This is a genomic window from Mycolicibacterium arabiense, assembly GCF_010731815.2.
GTDB classification, from domain to species: domain Bacteria; phylum Actinomycetota; class Actinomycetes; order Mycobacteriales; family Mycobacteriaceae; genus Mycobacterium; species Mycobacterium arabiense.
In genome coordinates, this window is sequence record NZ_AP022593.1 from 4,828,962 (window position 1) to 4,855,021 (window position 26,060).

Here is a 26,060-nt window from a genome sequence, read left to right on the forward strand (position 1 = left end):
AGGTCCGGCCGCGGGGTGAGGTCCAGATGATGGTTCCGTCTGGCAGTTGTCGGTCCCGCCAGCCGTTGGGTCCGCCCCAGAAGGTTTTCAACAAGTGGTGTCGACGGCATAGGCATTTGAGGTTCGACGCGCAGGTGGGCCCGATCGGCCAGGCGATGGTGTGGTCGATGTCTGCTTCGGTGGCGGGTTGCGAGCAACCGGGGAAGCGGCAGGTGAGGTCTCGGCACCGCACGAATTCGGCGAGCCGTCGCGATGGGGTGTAGCGGGGTTCGGGTGGGCTGTCGCCGGGGTGGCAGACCTTGCAGATCTTCGCGGTGAGCGCGAAGCGGCGGGCCAGGGACCCAGGCAGGAAGGGGCCGCCAATGATGGCGCCGGGGCGGGTGGCGGGGGATTCGCGATGGGCCGAGGTCGAGGTCGCGCCGTGGCCGTCCGAGCGGGGTGCGTCATCCGCGGCGCGGTCGGCGGCGGCGGCGCCGCCGGAGTCGCTCCTTAACTCATGCTGGTCCGCGGGGTCAGCGTCGTCCTCGACGCCCGGTTCGGTGCCATTGCCCTGTGGGTCATTTGCCGTCCCCGCGCCCGCGCCTGCGCCTGTGTCGTGGGCGTTGGCGACTTCGGCCCGGGTACCCCGGGCGCCGTTTGCGTTGCCGCCCAACTCATCCCACGTCGTGACCTCTGTCAGGGGCTTGTCGTACAGCGGCTCGGGGTCGCCGTCGAGCGCGGCATCTTGTGCCTTCGCGGCATCGGAGGTCTCGTCGAGGGTGTCCTCGTTGACCACCACGTAGACCACCGCAGTGCTCTTCGGGGGTGTGGTGGGTCCGGGGCAGTCGTTGCTGCCGCACAGGCAGGGCAGGTAGTCGAGTGCATGGGTGATCGAGTGGACCGCGTCGGCGCGACGCTGCTCGACCGTTCGGGGATCGCCCGGGCAGACCGTCGAGGCCAGGAGGTTCAAGCGCTTCTCAAGTGCCTTCCCGTGGGTGGCGAACAGGGTGCCGAACATCGTGGCCATGCCCGAGCCGTCGTAGTCGAACTGGATGTTGCGGCCCTTGGCCGAGAGCTTCGTGCGGTACACCCCGTGCGGGTCGTGCTCGGCGACGATCGCGTCGATCGCGGTGTTGAGCTTGTCCTCCGACATGGGCGCCCAGTCCGCGAGCACCTCGGCGAAGGCCTTGTCGACCGCCCGCTGCGCATCCCCGTCCCGGACCAGGGCGGTGCGGGTCGTGATCGCCGACACGACGCGGTAGGACACCAGCCCCTGCGCGAAGAGCTTGGCGACCTCGGGCAGCCGGTCCCGCAGGGCCGTGGCGATCAACAGCTGATGCGCCGCGGCACCCTGGGTGATGTTCTGCTCGGCGCCGATCTCGGCGGCGATCGCACCCCAGTTGTCCAGGTACCACTGCTCACGGTCAGCCGACCCGTTGGCGGCGTAGGCCCGATCCAAGAGCACGACCATCGCCGCGAGGCGCCGCGCGGTGGCTGCGGCCTCGACGCGCGCCCACTCCCCGACTGTGCCGGAAGCGTCGAAGACGGTGGCGAATCGATCAAACATACTTTCGAATCTACTACTCCGGTACGACAAACCCACGCACCAAAAACAGACCCTGAGCAGCCTGTTGACGAGCACGGCACTGGGGATGGATCGACCGAACATCGCCGCAATTGTCAGACCAAGGGTGTAGGAGCGACCCCGAACCGTCAGGCCTCCAGCTCGCCGGCCACCGACCGCTCCAACGCCTTCCGCGTCACCGCGGGCAACACGATCAACCCGTCGAGTTCGCGCTGCGCCTTCCCGTACGCGTTCTGCCGCTCCTGCACGGTCGCCGAACCGTCGGATGCCATCCGCAGCAGGCTCTGCGCCCGCGACAACCGATCCCGGTCGTCGGCGGAGAAGTCGCTGCGCCGCCGCCGGATCGCCTCTGCCTCGGCGACCTCGAACGCGACGGCATAGTCGTGCACCGCATCGCGGTACTCCGCCTGGGCATCGCGGTCGCCGATCACCTCGTCCACCGACACCGGACGCAACAGGTCGGCCCGGCTGCGCGCCTTGTGGAACGCCGCCGTCAACGGATCGCGCATGTCGGTCATCAACGGGAAGTCAAGCAGCTTCGCCACGTCCATCTCGTAGTCGAGCCAGCGCGCATCGACGTCGTCGTGACGTGCAAGCACCCTGGTCATCTCCCGCCGCGCCGACGCCTCGTCGATCCGTGCGCGTCCCGACGCCTCGGCGACCGCGATTTTGGTCTGCTGCTTGATCCGATAGCGCTCGAGCCTCCGCTCGGCCCGCCGCTCATTCGCTGCGGCGACCGCCTTGACCCCGCCGCCGATCACCCCGCCCAGGGGGAAGATCAGCCACCAGAAGTTGCCGGCGAAGTGCAGCAGGGATTCCACCGTGCCAGGATGCCACGCCTTCGGCGGCCGACCCAAAGCAGTTGAGAGCGAAACAGTTTCACGTGCTCACCGACGACGTCACGGCGCGAGGCGGTCGAGCGCGTCGCGGAAGTCCCAGTTCGGGTAGGCGTCCGGAAGCACCTCGCACACCGCCGCCAAGGCGTCGCGCCCGCTGAGCCCCGCCCTGCGCGCGCCGTACAGCGCGGCCACCGCGGGGGTCCGGCTGTGTGCGGCCACGCAGTGCAGCAGGACGGTCCGCCCCTCGGCCCGCAACGCCTCGAGCAGCCGCACCGTGTCGAGCAGCACGAAGTCGAGATGCGCGTTGGCGCCCACGACGTCGATCAGGCGGATGTCGATCTGCTCGACGCCGGGTGGCAGATCCCGGTCGTTGACCCGGCACAGTGAGACGACGGCGCCCACGTCCTCGGGAAGCGCCTGCAGCGTGGCCAGATCGCCGAGCCACACCCCGTCGTCATGCGGGTGCGGCGAGGGGGTCATCGGAACGACGTAGTTGTCGAACGGACGATCGGCCCCCACGATCCGCGTCGCCAGCGACACCAGACCCCGCGCCTTCAGACCCGGCCATCCGTTCAGCAGCCTGCGCCACGTGCCCGGCACTGCAGACGCGCCCCACCTCGCGCCGAGTAGCCCACCGGCGATCGCCGCGACGGTGTCGGTGTCGTTGCCCGACCGCACCGCAGCATCGAGCGCCAGTCGCAGGTGATCCGCTGCGAACACGCCCGCGGTCGGATCGTCGGCGGGCACCGGCGTCGTCGTGATCGCCGACCAGGCCGCCTGCAGAGCCTCCACCACCCAGCCGTTGCGCCGGAACGACGACGGCACCGACGCCTCCGCCACGTCCAGTCGCTCGACCCAGAGTTCCCGACGGGCATCGGTCAGGCGTTCCAGTCCGGCGCGCACGTCGAGATCACCCGTCAGCACGGCGTGCCGGATCGCCAGGCACCAGAGCACGCAGGCCTCGGCGGCGTCGGGATCGAAGTGGGTCAGCTCGCTGATGGTCCGCGCGGCGTCGACCAACGCGTCCTCGTCGTCGAGGTAGGCCAGCGCGACGGGCGCGGTCCGCATCAGCGATCCGTTGCCTGCCGTGTGACCGGTGCGCTCGTGCAACATCCGCGACGCGGCCAGCGCGTTGGCGGCCGAGACGCCGGCGCGGCCCGTGGCGCCCAGGACGCTGCGGGTTTGATTGCCCACGTCCGTCGCTGTCAAGGACCACTCATACCACCGCGTGACGATTGCGGTCTGGGCCGGCTCGTCGCGCAGATCGGCGCCAGTCGCGGCCACTTCGGCGATCGCCAGCGCCATCGAGGTGTCGTCGGTCCACTCGCCGGGGTTCCACCCGAACGAACCGCCGCCCACCATGGCGACCTCGAGATCGGGACCGCGCGGCGGCTCGAACTCGTACGGCGCGCCGAGCGCGTCACCCGCTGCCGTGGCCAGTAGGACGCCGCACGCCCGATCCAGTTGTGCTGTTGATAGATTCATATCGTTCTCCTCCCCGAGAACTACTTTGCGCGAAATCGCGATAAATCGAACGATACACCAGGGGGCTGACACGATGGCTCGGCTCGACGAGTACCCGCAGCCGTCGGTCGCCGTCGACACCGCCGTGCTGACGCTCGAGCCGAACGGCGGCGACCTCCTGGTGCTGCAGGTGCCGCGACCCAACGAGCGGGGCTGGGCCCTGCCCGGCACCTTCATGCACGTCGACGAGCTACTCGAGCAAGCCGTTCACCGCTCGCTGCGCGACAAGGCCGGAGTGACGGGGTTGAGGCCGAGGCAGCTGCACGTCTTCGACGCCATCGACCGCGACGACCGGGGGCGCGTGCTGTCGGTGGCCCACATGGCGGTCGTCCCGCTCGCGGCGCTCGACGAACGGTTCGCCGACCGGACGCGGCTGATGCCGGTGTCGCGACCCGGCCGAATGTGGCGCGACCACGAGGCGATCATCGACGCAGCGGTCGCGCGTCTACGCGCCAAGTACGCCGAGTATCCCGACCCCGACCGGCTCGCCGGAGAGACGTTCACGCTCAGCGACCTTCGGCGGGTTCACGAAGCCGTTGCAGGAGAACCAATTCCGCGCGACGCCTTCGCGCGCAGGTTGACCAGGCGTGGGCTGATCGAGCCGACGGGTGAGACCACCGAGGGCAGCCGCGGCAGACCGGCAGAGGTGTACCGCCGTCAGGGCAGCCCGATGCGTCGGTAGCGACGCAACCGCGCAGCCAGCCGGGCGTCGTCGGGAACGTCGCGCAGTGCCACCAACTCGGCGGCGATGGTCGCCGCCAGCCGGTCGGTGAAGTCCGCAGGCGTGTCGGAGGCGTCGTGGCGCTCCCCGACGATCACGTCGACGACGCCGTCGTGGAGCAGGTCCAGCGATCGAATGCCCTGAGCCGCAGCGAGATCTGGGGCGTGGTCGACGTCGCGGTAGACGATCGCACTGGCGCCCTCGGGCGGCAGCGGCGCGAGCCAGCCGTGCTGCGCGGCGAGCACCCGGTCGGCGGGCACCATCGCCAGTGCGGGACCGCCGCTGCCCTGACCCAGCAGCACCGACACCGTCGGGGTGTCGAGCGTGACGAGTTCGGCCAGGCAGCGCGCGATCTCACCGGCCAGCCCACCCTCCTCGGCCTCGGCCGACAACGCCGGACCCGCGGTGTCGATGACGAGCACCAGCGGCAATCGCAGGCTCGCGGCGAGCGACATCCCGCGCCGAGCCTCCCGCAGCGCACGTGGTCCTACCAGCCCGCCGCCGCGACCGCGCTGCTGGCCGACGACCACCGCGGGTTGGCCGGCGAACCGGGCCAGCGCGAGCAGCGTCGTTGCCGCCTCGCCCTGGCCGCCCGTGCCCGACAGCAGCACCCGTTCGGTGGTGCCGTGCTCGAGCAGATAGCGGACCCCCGGCCGGTCGGGCCGCCGCGACGCCTCCACCGAGTCCCAGGCCGGAACGTCGGCAACGGGCTCCGGCTCGGGCGGGTCGGACAGCAGGCCCGGCGGATCGAGGACGACCTTGAGCGTGCGGTGCAGCACCGACCGCAGCACCTCCAGCGGAACGACGCCGTCGAGCACGCCGTGGCGGTGCAGGTTCTCCGCAGTCTGGATGCCCTTCGGGAACGGCTCGCCGTACAGGTGCTCGTACACCCGGGGACCCAGGAAGCCGATCAGCGCACCCGGCTCGGCGGCGGTGACGTGACCCAGCGATCCCCACGACGCGAACACCCCGCCCGTCGTCGGATGCCGCAGGTAGACGAGGTACGGCAGGTGCGCGCGCTTGTGCAGCTCGACCGCTGCCGCGATCTTCACCATCTGCAGGAACGCGACCGTGCCCTCCTGCATCCGGGTGCCGCCCGAACTGGGCGACGCCACCAGCGGCAGACTCTCGGCGGTCGCCCGTTCGATCGCGGCGGTGATCCGCTCGGCCGCAGCAACGCCGATGGAGCCCGCCAGGAAGTCGAACTCGCAGGCGACGACCGCGATGCGCCTGCCGAACACCGTGCCCTCACCGGTCAGCACGGACTCGTCGAGCCCCGTAGCCGCGGCCGCCTCGTCGAGTTCCCGGCGGTAGTCGGGATTGGTGGGCACCGCCAACGGCGCGGCGTCCCAGCTGCGGAACGATCCCGCGTCCAACACGGCATCGCGAAGCGCCCTGGCGGCTATCCGACTCACCCCGAAAAGGCTATCTATAGTCTGGTCGCCATGATTGGTGTTAGCCGTGACGGCGCCGTGCTGACCTTGGAGATGCAACGCCCCGAGCGACGCAACGCGCTCAACAGCGAACTGGTCGACGGCCTGCGCGAGGTGATCGAGAAGGCAGCCGCAGAGGACGTCCGCGCCATCGTCCTCACCGGCGGCGGACACGTCTTCAGTTCCGGCGCCGACCTCTCCGGCGGCCAGGGCGTCGCCGACGAGCTGCCCGACAAGGCCAGGGCGCTCAACATCGCGATCGACCAGGCGCCGCTCCCGGTCATCGGGGCGATCAACGGACCGGCCATCGGCGCCGGTGTCATCCTCTCGATGATCTGCGATCTACGGGTCGTCGCACCCGAGGCGTACTTCCAGTTCCCCGTCGCGAAATACGGCATCGCACTGGACAACTGGAGCATCCGCCGGCTGACGTCGCTGGTCGGGGCCGGCCGTGCGCGCGGCATGCTGCTGGCCGCCGAGCGCCTCACCGCCGACGACGCGCTGGCGACCGGAATGGCCAACCGCATCGGCACGCTCGCCGACGCGCAGGCCTGGGCTCAGGAGATCGCGGGCTTCGCGCCCCTGGCGCTGCAGCACGCCAAGCGCGTGCTCAACGACGACGGCGCCTACGAGGACGCCTGGCCCGCACACAAGGAACTCTTCGACCGGGCATGGGCCAGCAGCGACATCATCGAGGCCCAGGTGGCCCGCATCGAGAAGCGACCCCCGAACTTCAAGGGCGCCTGATGCTCGGCGAGGCGGTACGCCTGATCGGCGGGACGGCGGCCATCGTCGGTGGCGGCTGGGCACTGCGCGCGCTGCAGGGCACCCCCTCGGCGCTCGGTGCCTCGCCGGTCGAGATCGGCGCCGTCGCCAAGCGGTCGCCGAACTACCGCGACGGGGTGTTCGTCAACCTCGAACCCGCCTCCGAGACCAGCCTGAGCAGGGAAGAACAGTTCCTGTTGCTGCGCGACGTCGTCGGCAACGGCCCGGCCCAGCGCCCGCCGAAGGACGTGCCGCTGGTGACGCCCGCCGTCGACCTGCCCGCCGCGGACCTCGCCGTGACCTGGTTCGGTCACTCGTCCGCCCTGATCGAGGTCGACGGCTACCGCATCCTGGCCGACCCGATCTGGAGCGACCGGTGCTCGCCGTCCCGGGCCGTCGGTCCGCACCGGTTGCACCCGGTACCCGCCCCGCTCGAGGCGCTGCCCGCCATCGACGCGGTCATCATCAGCCACGACCACTACGACCACCTCGACATCGACACCGTCAAGCAACTGGCCCGCACCCAGCGATCGAAGTTCTTCGTACCGCTCGGCATCGGAGCGCACCTGCGGGCATGGCACATCCCCGATGACCGGATCGTCGAACTCGACTGGAACGAGAGCGCGCGCCTCGGCGACCTCACGCTGGTCTGCACCCCGGCGCGGCACTTCTCGGGACGCTTCGTCAACCGCGACGTGACGCTGTGGTCGTCGTGGGCCGTGATCGGCCCCCAGCACAAGGCGTTCTTCGGCGGCGACACCGGCTACGGCAAGATCTTCGCCGACATCGGCGCCGAGCACGGCCCGTTCGACGTCACGCTCATGCCCATCGGGGCCTATCACCCCGGCTGGCCCGACATCCACATGAATCCCGAAGAGGCGGTGCGGGCCCACCGCGACGTCACCGACCGCGGTCTGCTCGTCCCGATCCACTGGGCGACGTTCCGGCTGGCACCGCATCCGTGGTCCGAACCCGTCGAGCGGATGCTGACCGCCGCGACCGGCGAGGGCGTGTTGGTCGCGACCCCGCGCCCGGGGGAGCGCGTCGAACGCATGACGGAGGCGTCATTGGACGCATGGTGGCGGTCCTGACCGACTAGCGTGCAGGTGTGCGCTCCTCGATCTTGATCCGCCGGCTCGCCGTGTCCATGACCGCCCTGGCCGTGCTCACGGGTTGCGGCTCGACGGAGCCGTCGCAGGAGGCCTCCAGCGCCCCGGCGCAGGACCAGCTCTCCGACGTCCTGCCGCCGCTGATGCCGGCGATGCCCTTGCCCGACAACGCGGTCGAGGACGCGGTGGCCAAGCTCGACGGCATCGCGAAGCGACTGATGGATCAGACCGGCATACCCGGTATGTCCGTCGCCGTCGTGCACGGCGGAAAGACGGTGTATTCGAAGGGTTTCGGCGTCAAGGACAGTCGCAACGGCAGCGGCGACGTGAACAAGATCGACCCCGACACGGTGTTCCAGCTGGCCTCGCTGTCCAAGCCGGTCGGGTCCACCGTCGTCGCCCACGAGGTGGGCAAGGGCGCGATCGGGTGGGACACGCCGATCGCCGAGAAGCTGCCCTGGTTCGCCCTCGCCGACCCCGCCGTCACCCGCATGGTGACCGTCGGCGACATGTACTCGCACCGCTCGGGTCTGCCCGATCATGCCGGCGACATGCTCGAGGACATGGGCTACGACCGCAGACAGATCCTGGAACGGCTGCGCCAACTGCCGCTCGACCCGTTCCGAGTCTCGTACGCCTACACCAACTTCGGCTTGACGGCGGCAGCCGAGGCGGTGGCCGTCAATGCGGGTACGACGTGGGAGGACCTCAGTCAGGACGTGATGTTCCGGCCACTGGGCATGACGTCGACCAGCTCGCGCTTCGACGAATACCAGGCCCGGCCCAACCGCGCCGCAGGCCACATCCACGTCGACGGCAAGTACTTCCCGCGCTACGTCCGCGACCCGCAGCCCGAGGCTCCCGCGGGAGGCGTCAGCAGTTCCGCCAACGACATGGCGAAGTGGATGGCGATGGTGCTGGCCAACGGTTCTCACGACGGCAAGACGATCGTCGAACCGGCGGCGCTGCTGCCGGCGCTGTCGCCGCAGATCGTGTCCAGCCCGCCCACCGAAGCAGCCATGCGGTCGGGCTTCTACGGCTACGGCTTCAACGTCGGGTCTACGTCGGCGGGCCGGACGCAGATGAGCCATTCGGGCGCCTTCGAACTGGGCGCCAACACCAACGTGCTCTTCCTGCCGTCCGCTGACGTCGGCATCGTCGTCCTGACCAACGCCACGCCTGCCGGAGTGCCCGAGACGCTCACCGCCGAGTTCGCCGACCTGGTGCAGTACGGCGAAGTGCGCACCGACTGGTTCAAGCTCTACAACGGTGCGTACGTCGAGATGGAGAAGCCGGTCGGCTCGCTGGTGGGGCAGCAGCCGCCCGCCAACCCCGCGCCCCCTGCGCCACTGTCCGAGTACGTCGGCGACTATGCCAACCCGTACTTCGGGGCTGCGCGCATCACCGAGCGCAACGGCGAGCTGAACCTCGCCCTCGGACCGAAACTCAACGTGCCGCTGAAGCATTGGAACGGCAACGTATTCGCCGTCTCCTTCGTCACCGAGAACTCGCCGCCCGGCAGCACGTCGACCGCCACGTTCGACGGTGACGTGCTGAAGCTGGAGTACTACGACGAAGACGGTATGGGAACGTTCTTGCGATGAGCGCTTGCGCGAAGAGAATCGAGGACAGTTGAGCAGCGCCCTGGCCCAGGGCCTCTCCGACGCCGAGGTCGCCGAGCGGGTCGCCGCAGGCAAGACCAACGACGTCCCGGCGCGGGCGGCGCGCAGCGTCTCGGAGATCGTCCGCGCCAACGTGCTGACCCGGATCAACGCGATCCTCGGGGTGCTGTTCCTCATCGTGCTCGCCACGGGATCGTTGATCAACGGACTGTTCGGCCTGCTCATCGTCGCCAACAGCGCCATCGGCATCATCCAGGAGCTGCGGGCCAAGCGGACACTCGACGAACTCGCGATCGTGGGCCAGGCCCGGCCCACCGTGCGCAGGATGTCGGGCACGACCGAACTCCCGCCCAGCGAAGTGGTGCTCGACGACGTCATCGAACTCGGCCCCGGCGACCAGATCGTGGTCGACGGAACGATTCTCGAAGAGACCAACCTCGAAGTCGACGAGTCGCTGCTCACCGGTGAGGCCGACGCCATCGCCAAGGACGCCGGCGACGACGTCATGTCCGGCAGCTTCGTCGTCGCGGGCAGCGGCGCCTACCGCGCCACCAAGGTGGGCCGCGAGGCGTACGCCGCCAAACTCGCCGAGGAAGCCAGCAAGTTCACGCTGGTGAAGTCCGAATTGCGCAGCGGCATCAACAAGATCCTGCAGTTCATCACCTACCTGCTGGTGCCCGCGGGCCTGCTGATCATCTACACGCAGTTGTTCACCACCGGTGCGGACTGGCGCGAGTCGGTGCTCCGCATGGTCGGGGCGTTGGTGCCGATGGTTCCCGAGGGCTTGGTGCTGATGACGTCGATCGCGTTCGCGGTCGGGGTGGTCCGGCTGGGCCGCAGGCAGTGCCTGGTGCAGGAGCTGCCCGCCATCGAAGGCCTCGCCCGCGTCGACGTGGTGTGCGCCGACAAGACCGGGACACTCACCGAGAACGGCATGCGGCTCGCCGAGACCAAGACGCTGGCCGAGCCGCGCGCCGGCGGGCAGGAGCGTAGCGACCGGGGGAATGACACCGACGACGTGCTGGCACAGCTCGCCGCCGACGACGCTCACCCCAACGCCAGCATCGCGGCCATCGCCGAGGCCCATCCCACCGCTCCGGGCTGGACGGCCACCGCCACCGCGCCGTTCAAGTCGGCGACCAAGTGGAGCGGCGCGTCCTACGGCGAGCACGCCAACTGGGTGATCGGGGCTCCCGACGTACTGCTCGATCCGGCGGCCCCGGAGGCCGAGGAGGCCGAACGGCTCGGCGCCCAGGGATTGCGCGTCTTGCTGCTCGCCTCGTCGGACCGGGCGGTCGACGCCCCCGACGCGCCAGGCGTCGTCACCCCGGTCGCGCTGGTGGTGCTCGAGCAGCGCGTCCGGCCCGACGCCCGTGACACCCTGGACTACTTCGCCTCCCAGCACGTCACGGTCAAGGTGATCAGCGGCGACAACGCCGTGTCGGTCGGCGCGGTGGCGGGCACGCTCGGCCTGCGCGGCGAGGCCATGGACGCCCGCAAGCTGCCCGCGGAGCCCGACGACCTCGCCGCCGCACTCGAGGAGTGCACCACCTTCGGTCGAGTGCGACCGGACCAGAAGCGCGCGATGGTGCACGCGCTGCAGTCGCGCGGTCACACCGTCGCGATGACCGGCGACGGCGTCAACGACGTGCTGGCGCTCAAGGACGCCGACATCGGCGTCGCCATGGGCTCGGGGTCGTCCGCGTCCCGCGCGGTTGCCCAGATCGTGTTGCTGGACAACAAGTTCGCGACGCTGCCGTACGTCGTCGGCGAGGGCCGCCGCGTCATCGGGAACATCGAACGCGTCTCGAATCTGTTCCTGACCAAGACGGTGTACTCGGTGCTGCTGGCGATGGCAGTTGGGCTGGCCGGTCTGGCGTCGGCGATCTTCGGCACCGATCCGCTGCCGTTCCCGTTCCAACCGATCCACGTGACGATCGCGGCGTGGTTCACGATCGGCATCCCGGCCTTCGTGCTCTCGCTGGCACCCAACAACGAACGGGCGCACACAGGTTTCGTCCGGCGCGTGATGACCTCGGCGCTGCCGTCGGGCGTCGTGGTGGGCACGACGACGTTCGTGTCGTACCTGCTGGCCTACGAGGGCAGGGCGGCGACGCCGACTCAGCAGACCCAGGCGTCGACGGCTGCGCTGATCACGCTGCTCGTCGGCGCGGTCTGGGTGCTCGCCGTGGTGGCCCGGCCGTACGAGTGGTGGCGCGTGGCGTTGGTCGCGGTCTCGGGCCTGGCCTACGTATTGATCTTCTCGGTACCGATGGCCCAGGAATTGTTCCTGCTCGATCCGTCGAACGCCACGGTCACGACGACGGCACTGGTCGTCGGGCTGATCGGCGCGGCCGTCATCGAGGTCGTCTGGTGGGCGCAGGGCGCGATGCTGGGGGAGCGGCGCCGGCTCTGGCGCTCGGCCGATCTGTGAGCGTTCTATAGGCTGAGCGCATGGGATTCTTGGACAAGGTGAAGAACGCGGTGTCGAAGAACGCCGACAAGGTAGAGACCGCCATCGACAAGGTGGGCGACGTCGTCGACAAGAAGACGCAGGGCAAGTACGCGTCGCACGTCGACAAGGTGCAGGAGGCTGCCAAGAAGGCGGCGCGCGAGCAGGCCGCCAAGCAGCGGCCCGGACAGGTGCCGCCCAACCAGCAGCCCGGCCCGAACACGCCCCCGCAGGCGCCGAACCCCCCGCTGTCGTAGGCCGATGGCGAAGCTCTCCGAATCCGTCGAGATCCCCCTCCCGCCGGAGCAGGCCTGGACGGCTGCGTCCGATCTGTCGCGCTACAAGGAGTGGCTGACGATCCACCGGATGTGGCGCAGCAAGCTGCCCGAGAACCTGGAGAAGGGCACCAGGATCACCTCGATCCTGGAGGTCAAGGGCATGCTCAACCGCATCGACTGGACGATCGTGAACTGGAAGCCGCCGCAGTCGATGACGCTCGACGGCAACGGCAAGGGCGGGGTCAAGGTCAAGCTGATCGGCAAGATCAAGCCGTCACCTGCCGGCTCCACGGTGTCGTTCGACATCCACCTCGGCGGCCCCGCGCTGTTCGGGCCGATCGGCATGGTGGTCGCGAGCGCGCTGAAGAGCGACATCCGCGCGTCCCTGGAGAAGTTCAAGGCCGTCTTCGGCTAGAGGGGCAGCTCGTGATCTACCTCAAGGCCTGCATCAACGGTGCCCGCACGCCGGACCAGCACCCCGGGCTGCCGGTCACGCCTGCGCAGCTGGCCGAGGCCGCAGTCCGGTCCCATCAGGCGGGCGCGCAGGCCGTGCACATGCACCCCAAGACGCCCGACGGCAAGGACTCTTTGGAGCCCGACGCCGTCGGGGCAGCAGTGGCGGCCGTCCGCGAGGCCATCCCGGGGCTGCCGCTCGGCGTCACGACGGGCTTCTGGGCGCTACCCGACCCCGACGCCAGGCGCCGCGCGGTGCAGGCGTGGACGGTCCTGCCGGACTTCGCCTCGCTCAACTGGCACGAACCCGGCGCGCCCGATCTGGCGAAGGTGCTGCTGGACATGGGCGTCGGCGTCGAGATCGGGCTGTTCCACGCCGAGGCCGTCGCGTCGTGGGCGGAGTCCGAGATGGTCGAACACTGCATGCGCGTGATGATCGAGTTGCAGGGCAACCAGGACGCCAGCGTCGCCGACGACATGCTGGCCAGGGTGCGCGCCGCCGATACGCCGGCGCCGGTGCTGCTGCACGGGCTCGACGAGAGCTGCTGGCCGCTGCTGGAACACGCCGGCTCGTGCGACGTCCAGACCCGCATCGGCATGGAGGACACGCTGCGGCTTCCCGACGGGTCGACCGCGCCGGGCAACGCCGAACTGGTGGCGGCCGCGGTCGCACTGCTCAGTCGGTAGGGGCGTGTAGCGCGAAGTCGGCGAAGTCGAACCCCGGCACCACGACACAGCTCACCAGGGTCGGTTCGTCGTCGCGCGGGGTGGCCCGCTGCCAGTGTCCGGGTGGCACGACGATCTGCGGGGACTCACCGGCGCCGATGTCGCTGCCGAGCAGAACCGTTGGCGCACTCTCCCGTTCGGGACCGACCTCCAGCAGCAGAGGACTGCCCCGGTGATACAGCCACAGCTCGGCGCTGCGCACGGTGTGCCACGCGGACTGCTGACCGGGCATCAGCAGGAACAGGATCGCCGTTCCCGCGCTGCGGGGGCCGGTGTAGTCGGGCGGCAGAGCCGACTGCGTGACGGTCAGATCGCTACGCCAGGTCTCGCGGTACCAGCCACCCTCGGGGTGGGGCGCCAGGTCCAGGCCGTGGGCCCAGTCGGGCAGTTCCGTCATGGGTGCAGCCTACGTCCGTGCACCCGATACCCTCGTCGCATGGCACGCCTGCGCCCCGGATGGTTCGTCGTGCTGTGCGCGGCCGTGCTGCTGGTGAGCGCGTGGTTGCCGTGGCTCACCACTGCCGCGGGTGGCGGCGGCCGGGCGAACGCGATCGGCGGCCGCAACGGTCAGATCGGGGTTCCGCCCGACGGCTTCGGCATCGGCCAGTTCATCGTGGTGCTGTCGTCGACGCTGATCGTGGCGGCCGCGATGGCCGCCCGCGGGCTCTCGGTGCGGGTGGCATCGGCTGTCGCCCTTGGCATCTCGGTGTTCATCGCCGTCATGGTGGGATTCTACTACCGGTTGTACGTGGCACCTCCGGTGTCCGCAGGCTACGGGCTGTACATCGGCGCGGCGGTGACGGTGTCCGCGGTGGTGCTGTCGGTGTTGGCGGTGGTCGCGGCATGGACGGGTGAAGGACGGCGGACGTGACGGGATTCGTGGAACCGGTGGTGCTGACCGGTGAGCAGTGGGTGAGGCTGGAACCCCTCACGGCCGCACACGCGCCGGAGATCATCGAGGCGTCGGCCAGCGTCCGCGAACTCTGGTTCACCAGCGCGCCGACACCCGAGACGGCCCAGGAGTGGATCGACGGGCGGCTGGCGGTGCAGCACCCGCAGACGGGTCTGACGTTCGTGGTGCGCGACGCCGACGGCACCCTGGTGGGGTCCTCGAGCTACTGCAACGTCGATCCGGCCAACCGGCGCCTCGAGATTGGCTACACCTGGTACGTGCCCGCCGTGCGGCGCACTGGCGTCAACACCGAGTGCAAGTTGCTGCTGCTCACCCATGCGTTCGAGCAGTTGGGCTGCGTCGCAGTGGAATTCCGTACGCACTTCTTCAACTCGACCAGCCGGACGGCCATCGAGCGGCTCGGCGCCAAGCTGGACGGAGTGCTCCGCAGCCATCAGGTGCTGCCGGACGGATCCCGGCGCGACACCGTCGTCTACTCGATCCTGGACGTGGAATGGCTTGCGGTGCGCAACAATCTACGGTTCCGGTTGGGTGGGTGACGGCCGCTCAGGGACCGTCACCCACCACCCGAACCGTCAGGCGTCTACGGTCGTCGTCTCGATGGACTTCCGGCCGCCGCCATGCGCGATCTCGACCTTGCGGGCCTTGGCCCGCTCCGCCAACGGGATCGTCACGGTGAGGACGCCGTTCTCGTAGGACGCGGCGATCTTCGCGGAATCGATGCCGTCGCCCAGGGATAGCTGCCTGCGGTACGTGCCGAAGAACCGCTCGTTGGTCAGCCACTGCACCGAGTCCTCCGAGCGCGCGGTGCGGTGCGCGGAGATGGTCAACGTGCCGTTGTCGACGTCCACGTCGACCGAGCCGGGGTCGACCCCGGGAAGGTCTGCGGTGAGCAGGTAGTGGTCGTCGACCTTGCACAGGTCCATCGGCATGAACCGCGGACTACGAGCCGATCCGGTCTGGCTGTTCAGCAGGCCTCGGGCCATCGCGTCCAGGTCACTGAAGGGATCGAAGCGAAGCACAGCAATCCACCTCCTATGTCACTGAAATGCCCGCCACCCTGGCGGGCGACCAATCACTGTGCGATACCGAATTTAGCACTCTAGGACGGAGAGTGCCAGACCCTTTCGAGTTGATTTCCGCGCAGGATTTCGGCACACGAGTCGCAGGCGAGTGCGCCGTGGAACGCTGCGCCACAGGCGATGTGGTGCAGCAGCACCGCTGGGCCCTCTGCCGCTGGGTACCACTGCTCAGCCCACTGCAGCGCGGTGATGAGCACGGGCAACACCGCGCGTCCCTTCTTTGTCAGCAGGTAGGGACCGCTCGCGTTGGCGAGGATTCCGCGGTCGGTGAGAGTCGCTAGGCGGTCGGCGAGCGTGCTCGGCGGGACGGCGAGCTGAGCCTCGAAGTCGCCGAACCGGCTGGTGCCCACGAACGCGGCGACCACCACCGCGAACGCCCACCGGTTGCCCAGGATCGTCATGGTCTCCGGGAACAGGCCGGGGGCGGAACGTCCGGTGTCCGGGGACGACCGCCGGCGCGTGGACAGAACCGGCACCGACCGCGGCCACGATCCGCTGGGACCCCACCGGACCCGCAGCTCCTTCTCCGACGTCGGCTCGCGACAGGACCGGCAGACGAGCACCGGCGCGACGTCGGCACCGCAGGCGCGATGGTGCATGGCGGGCAACCCGTCGCCGTGGCGGGGAACCCACTGCCGCTCCCACGCCCACACCGACGCGAGCACGGGCCACAGCGCCCGCCCCCGTTGAGTCAGGACGTACTCCGCGCGCACCGGCCTGTCCTGGTACACCCGACGGGTCACCAGGTCCTCGGCCGTCATCGTCTTGAGCCTGCCCGTGAGCACCGCGTGCGAGATCGGTAGGCGCGCAGTGAAGTCGCCGTATCGGGCCGCCCCCAGCAGGGCCTGCTGGACGATGAGCAGCGTCCACTCGTCGCCGAGTACGCCGAGCATCCGGCCCACCGCGTTGACGCCGGTCATGCTCGGCTAGAGGCCGATCGCCTCGGCGGCGCGGTCGACGTCGTGCCAGCGGCGCAGCTCAGAGCCCGGTGCCCACGTCGAATGGGTGCCGCTCGAGACCCGTTCGGGCAGTTGAATCTTGCAGACGGGGCCGTCGCCCACGCGGGCTGCGTCGAACACCAGGCAGTACGACGCGTCGGCGTTCATGTCGGTCGTGATCGTGACGAGGTAGCCATCGTCTTCCGCCGTGCCGTTCATCCTGGGCGCCATCGCGGTCTCGCTGCCGTAGACGCCGTCGTCGAACGCGAAGCGCTCCTCGGTCCCGGTTCGCAGGTCGTGCTTGACCAGACCGTCGAACAGGAACCAGCCGGGCTTGCCGGTGGCCGCATACGCATAGCGGTAGTCGCGCCCGGCGCGGCCTGGGTTGATCATGCCGAACTCGGTGACGCTGTCGGTTAGGGATTCCTCGCGCGTGGTGCCCGTCGTCAGGTCGAACCGCCACCGATGCAGGCGGGTCTGCATCTGGTCGAGCGCGAGCGCAGGCACCGGATTGCCCTGGAAGAAGCCGTCGAGGACGATCTCGTCGCCGTCCTCGTAGGCGTTGGTGAAGTGCAGGACGTAGGTGGGGTCGGCCTCGAACCACATGATGTCGCCGGTCTGACCGCGGCGCGGGATCACCGCGAATCGCGAAGGCACGTCTCGGTGGAACCGCGGCAGGTGCACGCCGTGCTCGAGGTACTCGGGCGCCCAGAACAGCGGCAGGTCGTTCAGGATGGCGTAGTTCTCGGTGAACGCCATGTCGTGTGGCAACCGCGGGCCAGGCAGCGGCACGTCGACGAGGTGCACCAGCTCGTTGGCGGCGTCGACGACGCCGTAGTGCATGAACGGTGCCTGCTTGGAGTAGTTGAAGAACAGCAGTTCGCCGGTCGCGTCGTCGACCTTCGGATGGGCGGACACACCCCAGTTGGCCGGGAAGCCACCGCGCCAGTCCTCCTTGCCGAGGGTGTCGCCGGTGTAGGGGTCGATGCGGTAGAGGTCGCCGCATTGGTAATGGCTGGACAGCGCGACGCCGCGGTGGACGACGACGTCGGTCGAGGAGGCGTCCTTCATCAACGTCCGTGCGCCCCAGCCGTAGTCGCGCTTGGCCAGATCGATGGGCTCGGCGATGCCCGGCCACAGCGGGCCGCCCGCGTCGAGTTCGGCCAGGAAGCCGTCGGTACGGACGAAGCGGTTGCGGTAGAACGCCTTTCCGTCGCGGAACCCGACGACGTGCATCATGCCGTCGCCGTCGAACGGGTGGTACGTCTTGAGCGCTGGGTGCAACGGGTTCTCGGTGTTGCGCAGGTAGACGCCGTCGAGGTCGGTGGGCAGTTCGCCCTCGACGACGATCAGGTCGTCGGCATCCCACTCGGTGGTCTGGGGCCGCCACGGTCCGGTGCGGTAGGGGTGGTCGTCGTCCTCGGGCAGCGTGGAGAGGTACTTCGCGAAGATCTCGGGGTTGGTCGCAGCGGTGGTCATCGTGGGTCCTCCTGAGCGTTGGAGACGACGAAGCTCACCGTGGTTGTGGTGCTCCCGCCGAAGTTGAGGGTGCCGAACGTCCGCGCGCCGTCGACCTGGTAGTCGCCGGCGCTACCGCTGACCTGACGGGCGGCGTCGAGCAGCATGCGGACGCCGGTGGCGCCGACGGGGTGGCCGCCGCCGATCAGCCCGCCGCTGGGGTTGACCGGCAGTCGCCCGCCGATCTCGATCTCGCCGTTCTCGATGGCCTTCCACGATTCGCCGGGACCGGTGAGTCCGATGTGGTCGATGGCGAGGTACTCGCTGGGGGTGAAGCAGTCGTGCACTTCGATGCCGTCGAGGTCGTCGAGCGTGATGTGGGCCCGCCCGAACGCGTCGAGCACCGCGGCACGCACGTGGGGCATGACGTACTCGTCACCGCGGGACCGTTCGAGCTTCTGGGCCAGCCCGAGGCCAACGGTGCGGTGTCCCCAGCCGTCGATTCGCCCGATGGGCCTGCTGTCGGGATGGTCGCGCAGGTATGCGTCGGAGACCAGCACGACCGCGGCGCCCCCGTCGGTCATCTGGCTGCAGTCGTAGCGGCGGATCCGTCCGTCCACCAGTGGGTTCGACGCGTTGTCGGCCTCGATCGGGTCGGGGACGGTCCATTCTCGCGTCTGGGCGTTCGGATTGGCCTTGGCATTGCGGAGGTTGAGTTCCGCGATGGCGTGCAGGTGACGTTCGTCGACGCCGTAGCGGCGGTCGTACTCGTCGAGCACCTGGCTGAAGGCGTGCGGCCACATGAAGGTCGCGTCGGCGCCGTCGCGGCCGGTCCACGCGGCGGCGCCGAGGTACCGGGCTGCCGTGTCGCCGGGCACGGTCTTCTCGAGTTCGACGCCGACCACTAGCGCGCAGTCGTAGGCGCCCGAGCGCAGGTCGGCCATCGCAGCCAGGATCGCGACGCTGCCGGACGCGCAGGCGGCTTCGTGCCGCGTCGACGGGGTGTCCCAAAGTCCGTCGACGACCGTGGCGGGCATGGCGCCGAGATGGCCCTGGGCAGCGAACATCTCGCCGAAGGCGTTGCCGACGTGGACGACGCCGACGTCGCAGGCGTCGATCCGGCACGCGTCCAGCGTCGCCCGGACGACGTCGGCGGTCAGGTCGGTGAAGTCGAGGCCTTCGCGAGTGAAGTTGCGTGCGAAGTCGGTCTGCATGCCGCCGAGGATCCACACGCCGCTCATGACCGCACCGTACTACGACTAACAGAGTGACTCGGGCTGAATGGAAGGAGTCGGCCCCGTCGGCTCACGGCAGAACCGACGGGACCTAAGCAAGGGCAGTGGCCGGCCACCGATCTCGCCTAGCCACTGCCTTGCCCGGTGACGGCATGGGGCAAACTTGCTTTTCATCACCAATGCCAGGGGAGAATCAGGTCATGACGGTCAGCAATCGCGATCTCGCCCTGCGGATGGCGGAGTTGGCCAGAGCGACGGCGATGCCGCGCAGCCTGATGGACATCCTGGCCGACGTGACGTCCGCGGCGACGGAGTTGATACCCGGTGTGGACGTCGCAGGCGTCCTGCTGGTGGGCAAGGGCGGCGCCTTCGAGACCCTGGCTCCGACGTCGGACGTCCTCTTCGAAATCGACCAGCTGCAGATGAAGCACGTCGAGGGCCCATGCGTGCAAGCCGCGCTCGACGAGACGGTGGTCCGCACCGACGACTTCCGCGAAGACCAGCAGTGGCCGAAGTACTCGCCGGAGGTCGTGAAGCTCGGCATCCTCAGCGGACTGTCGTTCAAGCTCTACACCGCCGACCGCACCGCGGGCGCTCTCAACCTGTTCGGTTATCAGGCCGACGTCTGGGACGGCGAGGCCGAGACCGTCGGCATGGTGCTGGCCGCACATGCCGCCGCGGCGATCATCGCCAGCCGCGAGGGCGATCAGCTGCAGTCGGCGTTGACGACGCGTGACCGCATCGGACAGGCCAAGGGCATCATCATGGAACGGTTCAACGTCGACGACGTGCAGGCGTTCGCGATGTTGCGCCAGCTGTCGCAGGACAGCAACGTCAAGCTCAGCGACGTGGCGCAGCAGGTCATCGACACCCGGGGAAGTTGAGCCCTACCCGGCGAGCACCGGGTGCAGCGTGTGGACGCCGGGTACGCCCTTCAGTTCGACGTCGCGCGGCGGGCCCCAGTGCACATCGGCGAGGTCGGACACCGCGTCGCGTACCGGCGCGCTGACGAGGATCTCGCCGCCGTCGGCCTGATCGGCAACCCGCGCCGCCGTGGCGACGTCGAGCCCGAAGAGGTCGTCACCCCGTCGTACCGACGTCCCCATGTGGACGCCGATCCGGATCCGGATGTCCTGCCAGCGTTGCGGATTCGCCTCCAGCGCGCGCTGGACGTCGGTCCCGAAGAGGACGGCGTCGCGCGGCTCGGCGAACGCGATCATGAACCCGTCGCCCTGGGACTTGACCACGTGCCCGCCGTGCCGTGCGACGTGGGTGTGGACGAGGTCGTCGTGACGTTCGAGCAGCTTGACCCAGGCCTTGTCGCCGAGTGCGGCGTTGAGCCGGGTCGAGCCCTCGATGTCGGAGAAGACGAGTACGACGTCGCCGCCTGGCGTGAGGCGGGCGAGGTCCGGCCGTTCGACCTGCGCCCAGCCGGCGAGTTGGTCGATCGAGTTCTGCACAGCGCCGAGGCCGCGGTTGAGCACCGCGTCCGCGGTCTTGAGGACCGTCTTCACCGCCATTGGGCCGACGCCGCGCCTGCGCCGACGACCGGACCCCTCGGTGCGCATCAGCTCGAGTTCCCGCCGCGCGCTGCTCAGCTGGCGGCGCGCGGCGACGAAGAGCGCGATGAACGTGATGAGTCCCGCGGACAGGAGCGCCGTCGCCACGATCAGGATCACCTCGAGGGTGGACGGCGTCGACACCCGCTGATTATGGTGGGAGCCCCATGACACCCGTCACACGCATGCTGGTTTCCGGCTTCGCCGCGCTCGCGTTCAGCGCTCTGGGTGGAGCGGGAATCGCCCACGCCGAGGTCTTCGACGATCAGGCGTACTCCACGTGCACGGCACTGGCCGCTCCCGGCGTCGACATGGATGGCGTCGCGACTTCTTGCTGCGTGGAGAACTTCGGGGTGCCCACGCCGACCCGCTTCGGCATCGGGTGCGTGTCCGCGATGGCGAACCCGGCGCCGGACTACCGGCCGGTGATCTTCATGCCCACCCGCCAGGCGCCGCCCGAGGTGCAGTCGGGCGACGTGGCGTTGGAAGAGCTGATGAAGCTGCCGCCGATGCCAGGGCCGCCGCTGGACGCGCCGCTGCCCTGAGTGGGCGCCCGAGCGCCGAACGTCGACTTTTCGTCGACATCGCAACAGAACCTCGACGAAAAGTCGACGCTCGCAGCATCCCAGGACGCTTGGTGCCCCCGGCAGGATTCGAACCTGCGACACCGGCTTTAGGAGAGCCGTGCTCTATCCCCTGAGCTACGGGGGCGGACCGGCTTGGAGCATACCGGCATTGGGGGTTGCTGCAGGTTTCCGCCCGACGACCAGCGGCAATACCAAGATCATGAGCACAGCGAAGAAGGCCCGCCACACCGTCGACCGCCTCACCGGTCAGGCGAAGCAGAAGATCGGTCGCGCCACCGGTGACAACCGGCTACGCAACGAAGGCGCCAACGACGAGATGAAGGCCAGGGTCAAGATGACCGGTCAGCGCCTCAAGGACGCCTTCCGCGGGCGCTGATCGCTAGCGCAGCTCCTCGATCACCTTCGCGAAGGCCTCGGCGTGCGGCTGCTGCACGATCACGTACGTGACGCCATAGGTGTCGCGGTAGCCGCGGATGGTGTCGGCGATGTCCTTCGTCGACCCCGACAGCACGCCCGGTGTGCGCAGCAGCTGCTCGTCGGTGAGTTCCGGCAGGAAGCGCCGCGTGATCGACAGATCGGGCATGCCGGAGTCGTCGATCGGCATCGCGGTGACCGAGATGTTCAGTTCCAGTTCGTCGAAGCGCTCCGGTGCCGCGTTGCGAACGAACGCGATGCGCTCGGCGAGCGGGTCGCCGTCCGCGCCTGCGGGGTCGCCGCCGGTGAGCCCGATGATCTGCGCGTGCTTGGCGGCGATCGTCAGCAGTCGGTCGCCGTTGCCCGCGATCAGCAGGGGCACGTCGGGCAGGTGTTCGCCCATGTACTCGACGACGTGGCGCAGATGGTCGACGCGCTGTCCCGCCGTGGGGTAGGGGATCTCAGCGAGTTCGAACTCCCTGCGGACGTAGCCGGCCCCGAGCCCCAACTCCAGCCGACCCGCGCTGAGGTCGCGGAGTTCGGCCACGTCGCGCCCCAGCAGCGCTGCCTTGTAGAAGCCTGCGTTGAGGACGAACGTGCCCAGGTGCAGCGTCTCGGTCGCCGCCGCGGCCGCCGTCAGGGTCGGGAACGGGGCGGGTGCGCCGAGGTGGTCGGGAACGTGCAGGACGTCGTAACCCATGCCCTCGGCACGCGTCGCCCAGTCCTGCACCGCGGACAGCCGCCGTGCGGCGTGCAAACCGAAACCGAACCGGAAGTCCCTGGCCATGACCCGACCATATGCGACCACCGAGGTCGCAGGTTTGGTTCTGCTCGGGCGGGGCATCAGTACGGCCTAGCTGAAGCGAAGGCGCTCGGCTCAAGAGCCACTCCCGAGATCCGGCCCGTCGTGCACATCCGACGGGCCGGATCAAACATTCACCGACCGGAGGCGTCGTGAGCCACCCCACGCTGGGCGTCGAAGAGGAATTCCTCCTCGTCGACCCACGCAGCGGCGAGCCCGTACCGCTCAACCGCGAGACGGCCGCCGAGGCCGGCGAGCGCGGTGTCGAACTGCAGCTCGAACTCACCAGGTGTCAGGTCGAGACCAGTTCCTCGGTCTCCTCGACCGTCGACGAGCTGCACGACGACCTGCGCAGGCTGCGTCAGGTCGCTTCCGAGGCGGCAACGGCGGCGGGAGCGCGGCTACTCGCTGTGGGTCTGCCGCCGACCGTCCCGCACGAGTTCCCGATCACCGACACCCCCCGCTATCGGGAGATCGCCCAAAAGTTCGGCATGATCGCCCACGAGCAGGGCATCTGCGGCTGCCACGTACACGTCGCGGTGCCGTCGCGCGAGGCCGCCGTCGACGTGAGCAACCGACTGCGACCGTGGCTGCCCTCGCTGCTGGCGCTCACCGCCAACTCGGCGATCTACCGCAACTCCGACAGCGGCCACGCGAGCTGGCGCAGCGTGCTGTGGGCCCGCTGGCCCAGCGCCGGCCCGCCGCCCCACTTCGACTCCGTCGAGGACTACGACGCGACGGTGCGGATGATGCAGGACTCCGGCGCGATGCTCGACGACGGGATGGTCTATTGGGACGTCCGGCCGTCGGCGAACTTCCCGACCGTCGAGGTGCGCGCGGCCGACGTCCCCGCGACGGCCACCCAGTCCGTCCTCTTGGGCGCGCTGGTGCGCGCTGCCGTCATGACCGCCCTCGACGAGCGGGAGCGCAACCAGCCCACGGTGCCGCTGACGGCGCACGCCCTGCGCGCCGCGTACTGGAAGAGCGCGCGCGACGGTCTCGAAGGCGAGGGGATCGACCTCGTCGGCACCCACGCACCGATCCCCGCGGTCGACCTGCTGCACGCGTTGATCGAGCACGTCACTCCCGCACTCGACGCAGTGGGCGACGCCGAGTTCGTGCATCGCGAACTCGAGCGGGTGGTTGCTTCGGGGAACGGCGCCACCCGGCAGCGACGGGCCTTCGACCGCAGGCACGACGCGGCCGACGTCATCGACGAGGCGGCGTCCGCCACGATCGAAGACCTCTGAGGTCAGATCAGCGGTAGCTCGGCGAACACCGGGCTGGTCGGCTGGGTGGACCCGGTGCCGGGTTCCACGGTGAAGGCCAATGCCTTCGAGCCGTCGATGTCGGGCAGTACCGCAGTGGTGGACGGTGCCACCGCCTTCGCGTCCATCGTGCCTGCCGAGTGCGCACCGTCGGACGCGACGAGCCACATCTGGTACACGTAGCCCTGCTCGGGTGGTGCGACGTCGTTCATCACGAGCACCGCGGCGTTGCGCTCCCGGGAGAACACGACCGTTGCGGTACCCCCGGTCGGGATCGGTCCGGACACCGTCTTGACGTCTGGCGCCTCGAACACCTGTTCGGCCGCAGACGGTTTCGCCTCCGGCCGCAGCGCGACGCCAACGCCCACCGCGCCGAGACCGATGATGACGGCGGCAGCGGCCGACAGTGCGACCGTGCGCCACCGCGTGGAGCGCGACGCGGGCCGTGAAGACGGTTGCGCTGCTGGCGCATTCGGACCGGGAACGACGGAAAGTCTTGGTGCGTCACCGATTGCGGCGAGCAGCCGGTCCCGCAGATGCTCGGGCGGCTCGACCGAGGTCGTGGCCGACACCACGGCCATCGTCTCCCGGACCGCGCGCACCTCGTCGTGGAAGGCGCGCGCCACATCCGCGGGCGCACCGGCGATCTGCTGCTCGATGTCGCGCTGTTCGTCGGCGGACACGGCGTGCAGGGCGTAGGGGGTCGCCAAGGCGAGTAGGTCCTGACGTTCGGGCTCGGTCACGACACCCCCAAGCAGTTGCGCAGTCCCCGGATGGCGTCGCGCATCCGTGACTTGATCGTCGCAAGATTCGCGGCCAGACGGGTGGAGACCTGGACGTAGGTCAGACCCTCGTAATAGGCCATCTGAATGCATTCGCGCTGTGCGTCGGTGAGAGTGTCGAGGCACGCGACGACCTCGCGACGCTCCTCGGAGTGGATCACGGCCTCGGCGACGCGGTCGGCGGCCGGTTCGACATTGGCCGCGCCGTAGCGGGACTCGCGTTGACTGGCGGCCTGCTCGCTGCGCACCCGGTCGACGGCGCGGCGGTGGGCCAGCGTCATCAGCCACGCCAACGGGGACCCGGCGGCAGGGTCGTAATTGGCGGCGTTGTGCCATACCTGCAGGTAGATGTCTTGCGTCGTCTCTTCGCTGTAGCCCGGATCGCGCAATACGCGAGTCACCAGTCCGTAGACCCTGGCGCGGGTGGCGTCGTAGAAGGCGGTGAACGCCTCGACATCTCGTTCAGCGGCCCGGCGCAGCAATGCGTCGAGGTCGGCCGTCACGCCCGGTAGCCTAGCGGCGATTCCCAACGAAGTCATAATTATCATGATCTCCGCCGGGCTGGGCACGAATAGACGTGCGCCCGAACCGATTTGGAAGGCGCAGGACTGGACCGCAGTGGATTCAGCGGTCCAGTCGCCCGAAGTCATGATTGGCCCACCGGCTCCCGCGGTGCCCACGACTCGCGGGAGACCAGCGGCACCCGTCGTGCCCACAGGGTCACGTCGTGGATGCGCATCCACAGCGCGCCCATCAGCGGTGCCATCGGAGCCGTGAACTGCAGCGCCAGCACCTGTCCCACACTGGCCGAACGTCGGTTCCCGCGCAGCGTCGCCACGAACCCGGGTGTGTGCTCGCGGTGCAGGGAGATGGTCACGTCGACCGACCCGTTCGGCTTGGGCGCCTGCAACAGGTAGTAGCCGTCGGAGTCGTTGAACGGTGACATGGGCAGTGTCTTCTTGACCGCTGCGGGTGCATGGTCGGTCGGCGGCAGCAGGTAGGCGTGCCGCTCACCGTGGATGTTGTGCAGCTCGACGATGACGTGGCGCAGCACGCCGTCGGCGTCGTGGCACCAGTACAGGCTGACGGGGTTGAAGACGTACCCCAGAACCCGGGCCTGCAGCAGGGCGGTCACGGAACCACCGCGCATGTCGATGCCGTGTCCGGCGAGGAAGTCGTCCACCCGGTGGCGCAGGGTGTCCTCGCGGCCGTCAGCGGGCGGTCCGGCGAAGTGGTCGCTCGCCTCGAAGCGGGCGAACGGCCGCATCCACGCCGGCAACGTCGGCAGCTCGTCGAGGTCGACGTACCAGCTGTATCCGCCCTGCTCGAAGTAGTGATGCACCGGCGTGCGGCGCAGGTGCGTGATGCGGGTGCGATAGATCGCCGGTGCCGACGCGGCGGCTGCCTTGCGAGCCGCACCGCGCCGGCGCGTCGTCGATTCCTTCGCGACGATCGGGCGTGACATCAGGTCTCCACGTTCCACGTCTTCTATTCGGAGCCGCCACCGAAATGGATGGGTGAGTTCGGATTGCGAAA

The 26,060-nt window shown here is 69.2% G+C and carries 27 protein-coding genes, 1 tRNA gene and 1 pseudogene; 14 read left to right on the top strand and 15 right to left on the bottom strand.

Annotated elements, in window-relative coordinates:
• Positions 1-229 precede the first annotated feature (229 nt).
• The 3 genes and pseudogenes from G6N61_RS30995 to G6N61_RS24910 all read right to left on the bottom strand — a co-directional run.
• Positions 230-1,648, bottom strand: a pseudogene (locus G6N61_RS30995) (DUF222 domain-containing protein); the annotation flags it as partial.
• A 44-nt stretch (positions 1,649-1,692) separates the two neighbouring features.
• Complete coding sequence (locus G6N61_RS24905) at positions 1,693-2,385, bottom strand: hypothetical protein (protein ID WP_163922550.1); 693 nt, start codon at positions 2,383-2,385, stop codon at positions 1,693-1,695.
• Between the two features lie 78 nt (positions 2,386-2,463).
• Positions 2,464-3,888, bottom strand: a complete 1,425-nt coding sequence (locus G6N61_RS24910; RefSeq protein ID WP_163922553.1) for an ADP-ribosylglycohydrolase family protein — start codon at positions 3,886-3,888, stop codon at positions 2,464-2,466.
• Between the two features lie 73 nt (positions 3,889-3,961).
• Here G6N61_RS24910 and G6N61_RS24915 point away from each other — a divergent pair, with 73 nt between their 5' ends.
• Positions 3,962-4,609 carry an NUDIX hydrolase gene (locus tag G6N61_RS24915; RefSeq protein ID WP_179973521.1) on the top strand — a complete coding sequence of 216 codons (648 nt, stop codon included), beginning with the start codon at positions 3,962-3,964 and terminating at the stop codon, positions 4,607-4,609.
• On the opposite strand, the gene G6N61_RS24920 is transcribed toward G6N61_RS24915, so the two are convergent.
• Positions 4,585-6,063 carry a carboxyl transferase domain-containing protein gene (locus tag G6N61_RS24920; protein WP_163922556.1) on the bottom strand — a complete coding sequence of 493 codons (1,479 nt, stop codon included), beginning with the start codon at positions 6,061-6,063 and terminating at the stop codon, positions 4,585-4,587. The two genes, G6N61_RS24915 and G6N61_RS24920, sit on opposite strands and share 25 nt — an antisense overlap.
• Positions 6,064-6,093: 30 nt before the next feature.
• Here G6N61_RS24920 and G6N61_RS24925 point away from each other — a divergent pair, with 30 nt between their 5' ends.
• From G6N61_RS24925 to G6N61_RS24955, 7 genes are read left to right on the top strand one after another with little or no spacing between them, the layout of a single operon-like run.
• A complete protein-coding gene (locus G6N61_RS24925; protein WP_163922559.1) occupies positions 6,094-6,828 on the top strand; it encodes an enoyl-CoA hydratase in 735 nt (244 codons plus the stop codon).
• Entirely contained in the window at positions 6,828-7,937 is a 1,110-nt protein-coding gene (locus tag G6N61_RS24930; RefSeq protein ID WP_163922562.1) for an MBL fold metallo-hydrolase, read from the top strand. The genes G6N61_RS24925 and G6N61_RS24930 overlap by 1 nt, the downstream gene beginning before the upstream one ends.
• A 56-nt stretch (positions 7,938-7,993) precedes the next feature.
• Positions 7,994-9,559, top strand: a complete 1,566-nt coding sequence (locus tag G6N61_RS24935; RefSeq protein ID WP_163925095.1) for a serine hydrolase — start codon at positions 7,994-7,996, stop codon at positions 9,557-9,559.
• 28 nt (positions 9,560-9,587) lie between these two features.
• Complete coding sequence (locus G6N61_RS24940) at positions 9,588-12,011, top strand: HAD-IC family P-type ATPase (RefSeq protein WP_163922565.1); 2,424 nt, start codon at positions 9,588-9,590, stop codon at positions 12,009-12,011.
• Between the two features lie 20 nt (positions 12,012-12,031).
• A complete protein-coding gene (locus G6N61_RS24945; RefSeq protein WP_163922568.1) occupies positions 12,032-12,286 on the top strand; it encodes an antitoxin in 255 nt (84 codons plus the stop codon).
• A 4-nt stretch (positions 12,287-12,290) separates the two neighbouring features.
• On the top strand, positions 12,291-12,722 hold the full coding sequence (locus G6N61_RS24950; protein ID WP_163922571.1) for a type II toxin-antitoxin system Rv0910 family toxin: 432 nt from the start codon (positions 12,291-12,293) through the stop codon (positions 12,720-12,722).
• Between the two features lie 11 nt (positions 12,723-12,733).
• Positions 12,734-13,447, top strand: a complete 714-nt coding sequence (locus G6N61_RS24955; RefSeq protein WP_163922574.1) for a 3-keto-5-aminohexanoate cleavage protein — start codon at positions 12,734-12,736, stop codon at positions 13,445-13,447.
• Here G6N61_RS24955 and G6N61_RS24960 read toward each other — a convergent pair.
• Positions 13,437-13,883 carry a cupin domain-containing protein gene (locus G6N61_RS24960; protein WP_163922577.1) on the bottom strand — a complete coding sequence of 149 codons (447 nt, stop codon included), beginning with the start codon at positions 13,881-13,883 and terminating at the stop codon, positions 13,437-13,439. The genes G6N61_RS24955 and G6N61_RS24960 overlap by 11 nt on opposite strands.
• 39 nt (positions 13,884-13,922) lie before the next feature.
• On the opposite strand from G6N61_RS24960, the gene G6N61_RS24965 reads away from it, so the two are divergent.
• Together G6N61_RS24965 and G6N61_RS24970 are read left to right on the top strand one after the other, a co-directional pair.
• Positions 13,923-14,357: a hypothetical protein gene (locus G6N61_RS24965; protein WP_163922579.1), complete on the top strand. Its 435-nt coding sequence runs from the start codon at positions 13,923-13,925 to the stop codon at positions 14,355-14,357.
• The gene (locus G6N61_RS24970; RefSeq protein ID WP_163922582.1) at positions 14,354-14,938 is read left to right on the top strand and encodes a GNAT family N-acetyltransferase; all 585 of its coding nucleotides are present in this window, start codon (positions 14,354-14,356) and stop codon (positions 14,936-14,938) included. The genes G6N61_RS24965 and G6N61_RS24970 overlap by 4 nt, the downstream gene beginning before the upstream one ends.
• A gap of 36 nt (positions 14,939-14,974) precedes the next feature.
• On the opposite strand, the gene G6N61_RS24975 is transcribed toward G6N61_RS24970, so the two are convergent.
• The 4 genes from G6N61_RS24975 to G6N61_RS24990 form a co-directional block, all read right to left on the bottom strand.
• Positions 14,975-15,421, bottom strand: coding sequence for an Hsp20/alpha crystallin family protein (locus G6N61_RS24975; RefSeq protein WP_163922584.1), 447 nt, complete (start codon positions 15,419-15,421; stop codon positions 14,975-14,977).
• Positions 15,422-15,501: 80 nt separating this feature from the next.
• A complete protein-coding gene (locus tag G6N61_RS24980) occupies positions 15,502-16,401 on the bottom strand; it encodes a winged helix-turn-helix transcriptional regulator (protein WP_163922587.1) in 900 nt (299 codons plus the stop codon).
• Positions 16,402-16,407: 6 nt separating this feature from the next.
• Complete coding sequence (locus G6N61_RS24985) at positions 16,408-17,898, bottom strand: carotenoid oxygenase family protein (RefSeq protein ID WP_163922590.1); 1,491 nt, start codon at positions 17,896-17,898, stop codon at positions 16,408-16,410.
• A complete protein-coding gene (locus tag G6N61_RS24990; protein ID WP_163922592.1) occupies positions 17,895-19,118 on the bottom strand; it encodes an acetyl-CoA acetyltransferase in 1,224 nt (407 codons plus the stop codon). The genes G6N61_RS24985 and G6N61_RS24990 overlap by 4 nt, the downstream gene beginning before the upstream one ends.
• 194 nt (positions 19,119-19,312) lie before the next feature.
• Between G6N61_RS24990 and G6N61_RS24995 the strand changes: the two genes are divergently transcribed.
• Positions 19,313-19,996: a GAF and ANTAR domain-containing protein gene (locus G6N61_RS24995; RefSeq protein ID WP_163922596.1), complete on the top strand. Its 684-nt coding sequence runs from the start codon at positions 19,313-19,315 to the stop codon at positions 19,994-19,996.
• A 3-nt stretch (positions 19,997-19,999) separates the two neighbouring features.
• Here the strand turns inward: G6N61_RS24995 and G6N61_RS25000 are convergent, their stop codons facing one another.
• Positions 20,000-20,815, bottom strand: coding sequence for an adenylate/guanylate cyclase domain-containing protein (locus tag G6N61_RS25000; protein WP_235887295.1), 816 nt, complete (start codon positions 20,813-20,815; stop codon positions 20,000-20,002).
• 23 nt (positions 20,816-20,838) lie between these two features.
• On the opposite strand from G6N61_RS25000, the gene G6N61_RS25005 reads away from it, so the two are divergent.
• On the top strand, positions 20,839-21,216 hold the full coding sequence (locus G6N61_RS25005; protein ID WP_163922599.1) for a hypothetical protein: 378 nt from the start codon (positions 20,839-20,841) through the stop codon (positions 21,214-21,216).
• 90 nt (positions 21,217-21,306) lie between these two features.
• Here the strand turns inward: G6N61_RS25005 and G6N61_RS25010 are convergent.
• Positions 21,307-21,382, bottom strand: a tRNA-Arg gene (locus G6N61_RS25010).
• 75 nt (positions 21,383-21,457) lie between these two features.
• On the opposite strand from G6N61_RS25010, the gene G6N61_RS25015 reads away from it, so the two are divergent.
• Entirely contained in the window at positions 21,458-21,634 is a 177-nt protein-coding gene (locus tag G6N61_RS25015) for a CsbD family protein (RefSeq protein WP_163922601.1), read from the top strand.
• A gap of 3 nt (positions 21,635-21,637) precedes the next feature.
• On the opposite strand, the gene G6N61_RS25020 is transcribed toward G6N61_RS25015, so the two are convergent.
• Entirely contained in the window at positions 21,638-22,459 is an 822-nt protein-coding gene (locus tag G6N61_RS25020; protein ID WP_163922605.1) for a TIGR03621 family F420-dependent LLM class oxidoreductase, read from the bottom strand.
• A 167-nt stretch (positions 22,460-22,626) separates the two neighbouring features.
• Here G6N61_RS25020 and G6N61_RS25025 point away from each other — a divergent pair, with 167 nt between their 5' ends.
• Entirely contained in the window at positions 22,627-23,724 is a 1,098-nt protein-coding gene (locus tag G6N61_RS25025; RefSeq protein ID WP_407666307.1) for a glutamate--cysteine ligase 2, read from the top strand.
• A 2-nt stretch (positions 23,725-23,726) separates the two neighbouring features.
• Here G6N61_RS25025 and G6N61_RS25030 read toward each other — a convergent pair whose 3' ends face one another.
• The 3 genes from G6N61_RS25030 to G6N61_RS25040 form a co-directional block, all read right to left on the bottom strand.
• Positions 23,727-24,485: an anti-sigma factor gene (locus G6N61_RS25030; RefSeq protein WP_163922608.1), complete on the bottom strand. Its 759-nt coding sequence runs from the start codon at positions 24,483-24,485 to the stop codon at positions 23,727-23,729.
• Positions 24,482-25,063: a sigma-70 family RNA polymerase sigma factor gene (locus G6N61_RS25035; RefSeq protein WP_163922611.1), complete on the bottom strand. Its 582-nt coding sequence runs from the start codon at positions 25,061-25,063 to the stop codon at positions 24,482-24,484. Before G6N61_RS25035 ends, G6N61_RS25030 begins: the two co-directional genes overlap by 4 nt.
• 107 nt (positions 25,064-25,170) lie before the next feature.
• Positions 25,171-25,989 carry a DUF1365 domain-containing protein gene (locus G6N61_RS25040; protein WP_163922614.1) on the bottom strand — a complete coding sequence of 273 codons (819 nt, stop codon included), beginning with the start codon at positions 25,987-25,989 and terminating at the stop codon, positions 25,171-25,173.
• Positions 25,990-26,060: the final 71 nt, after the last annotated feature.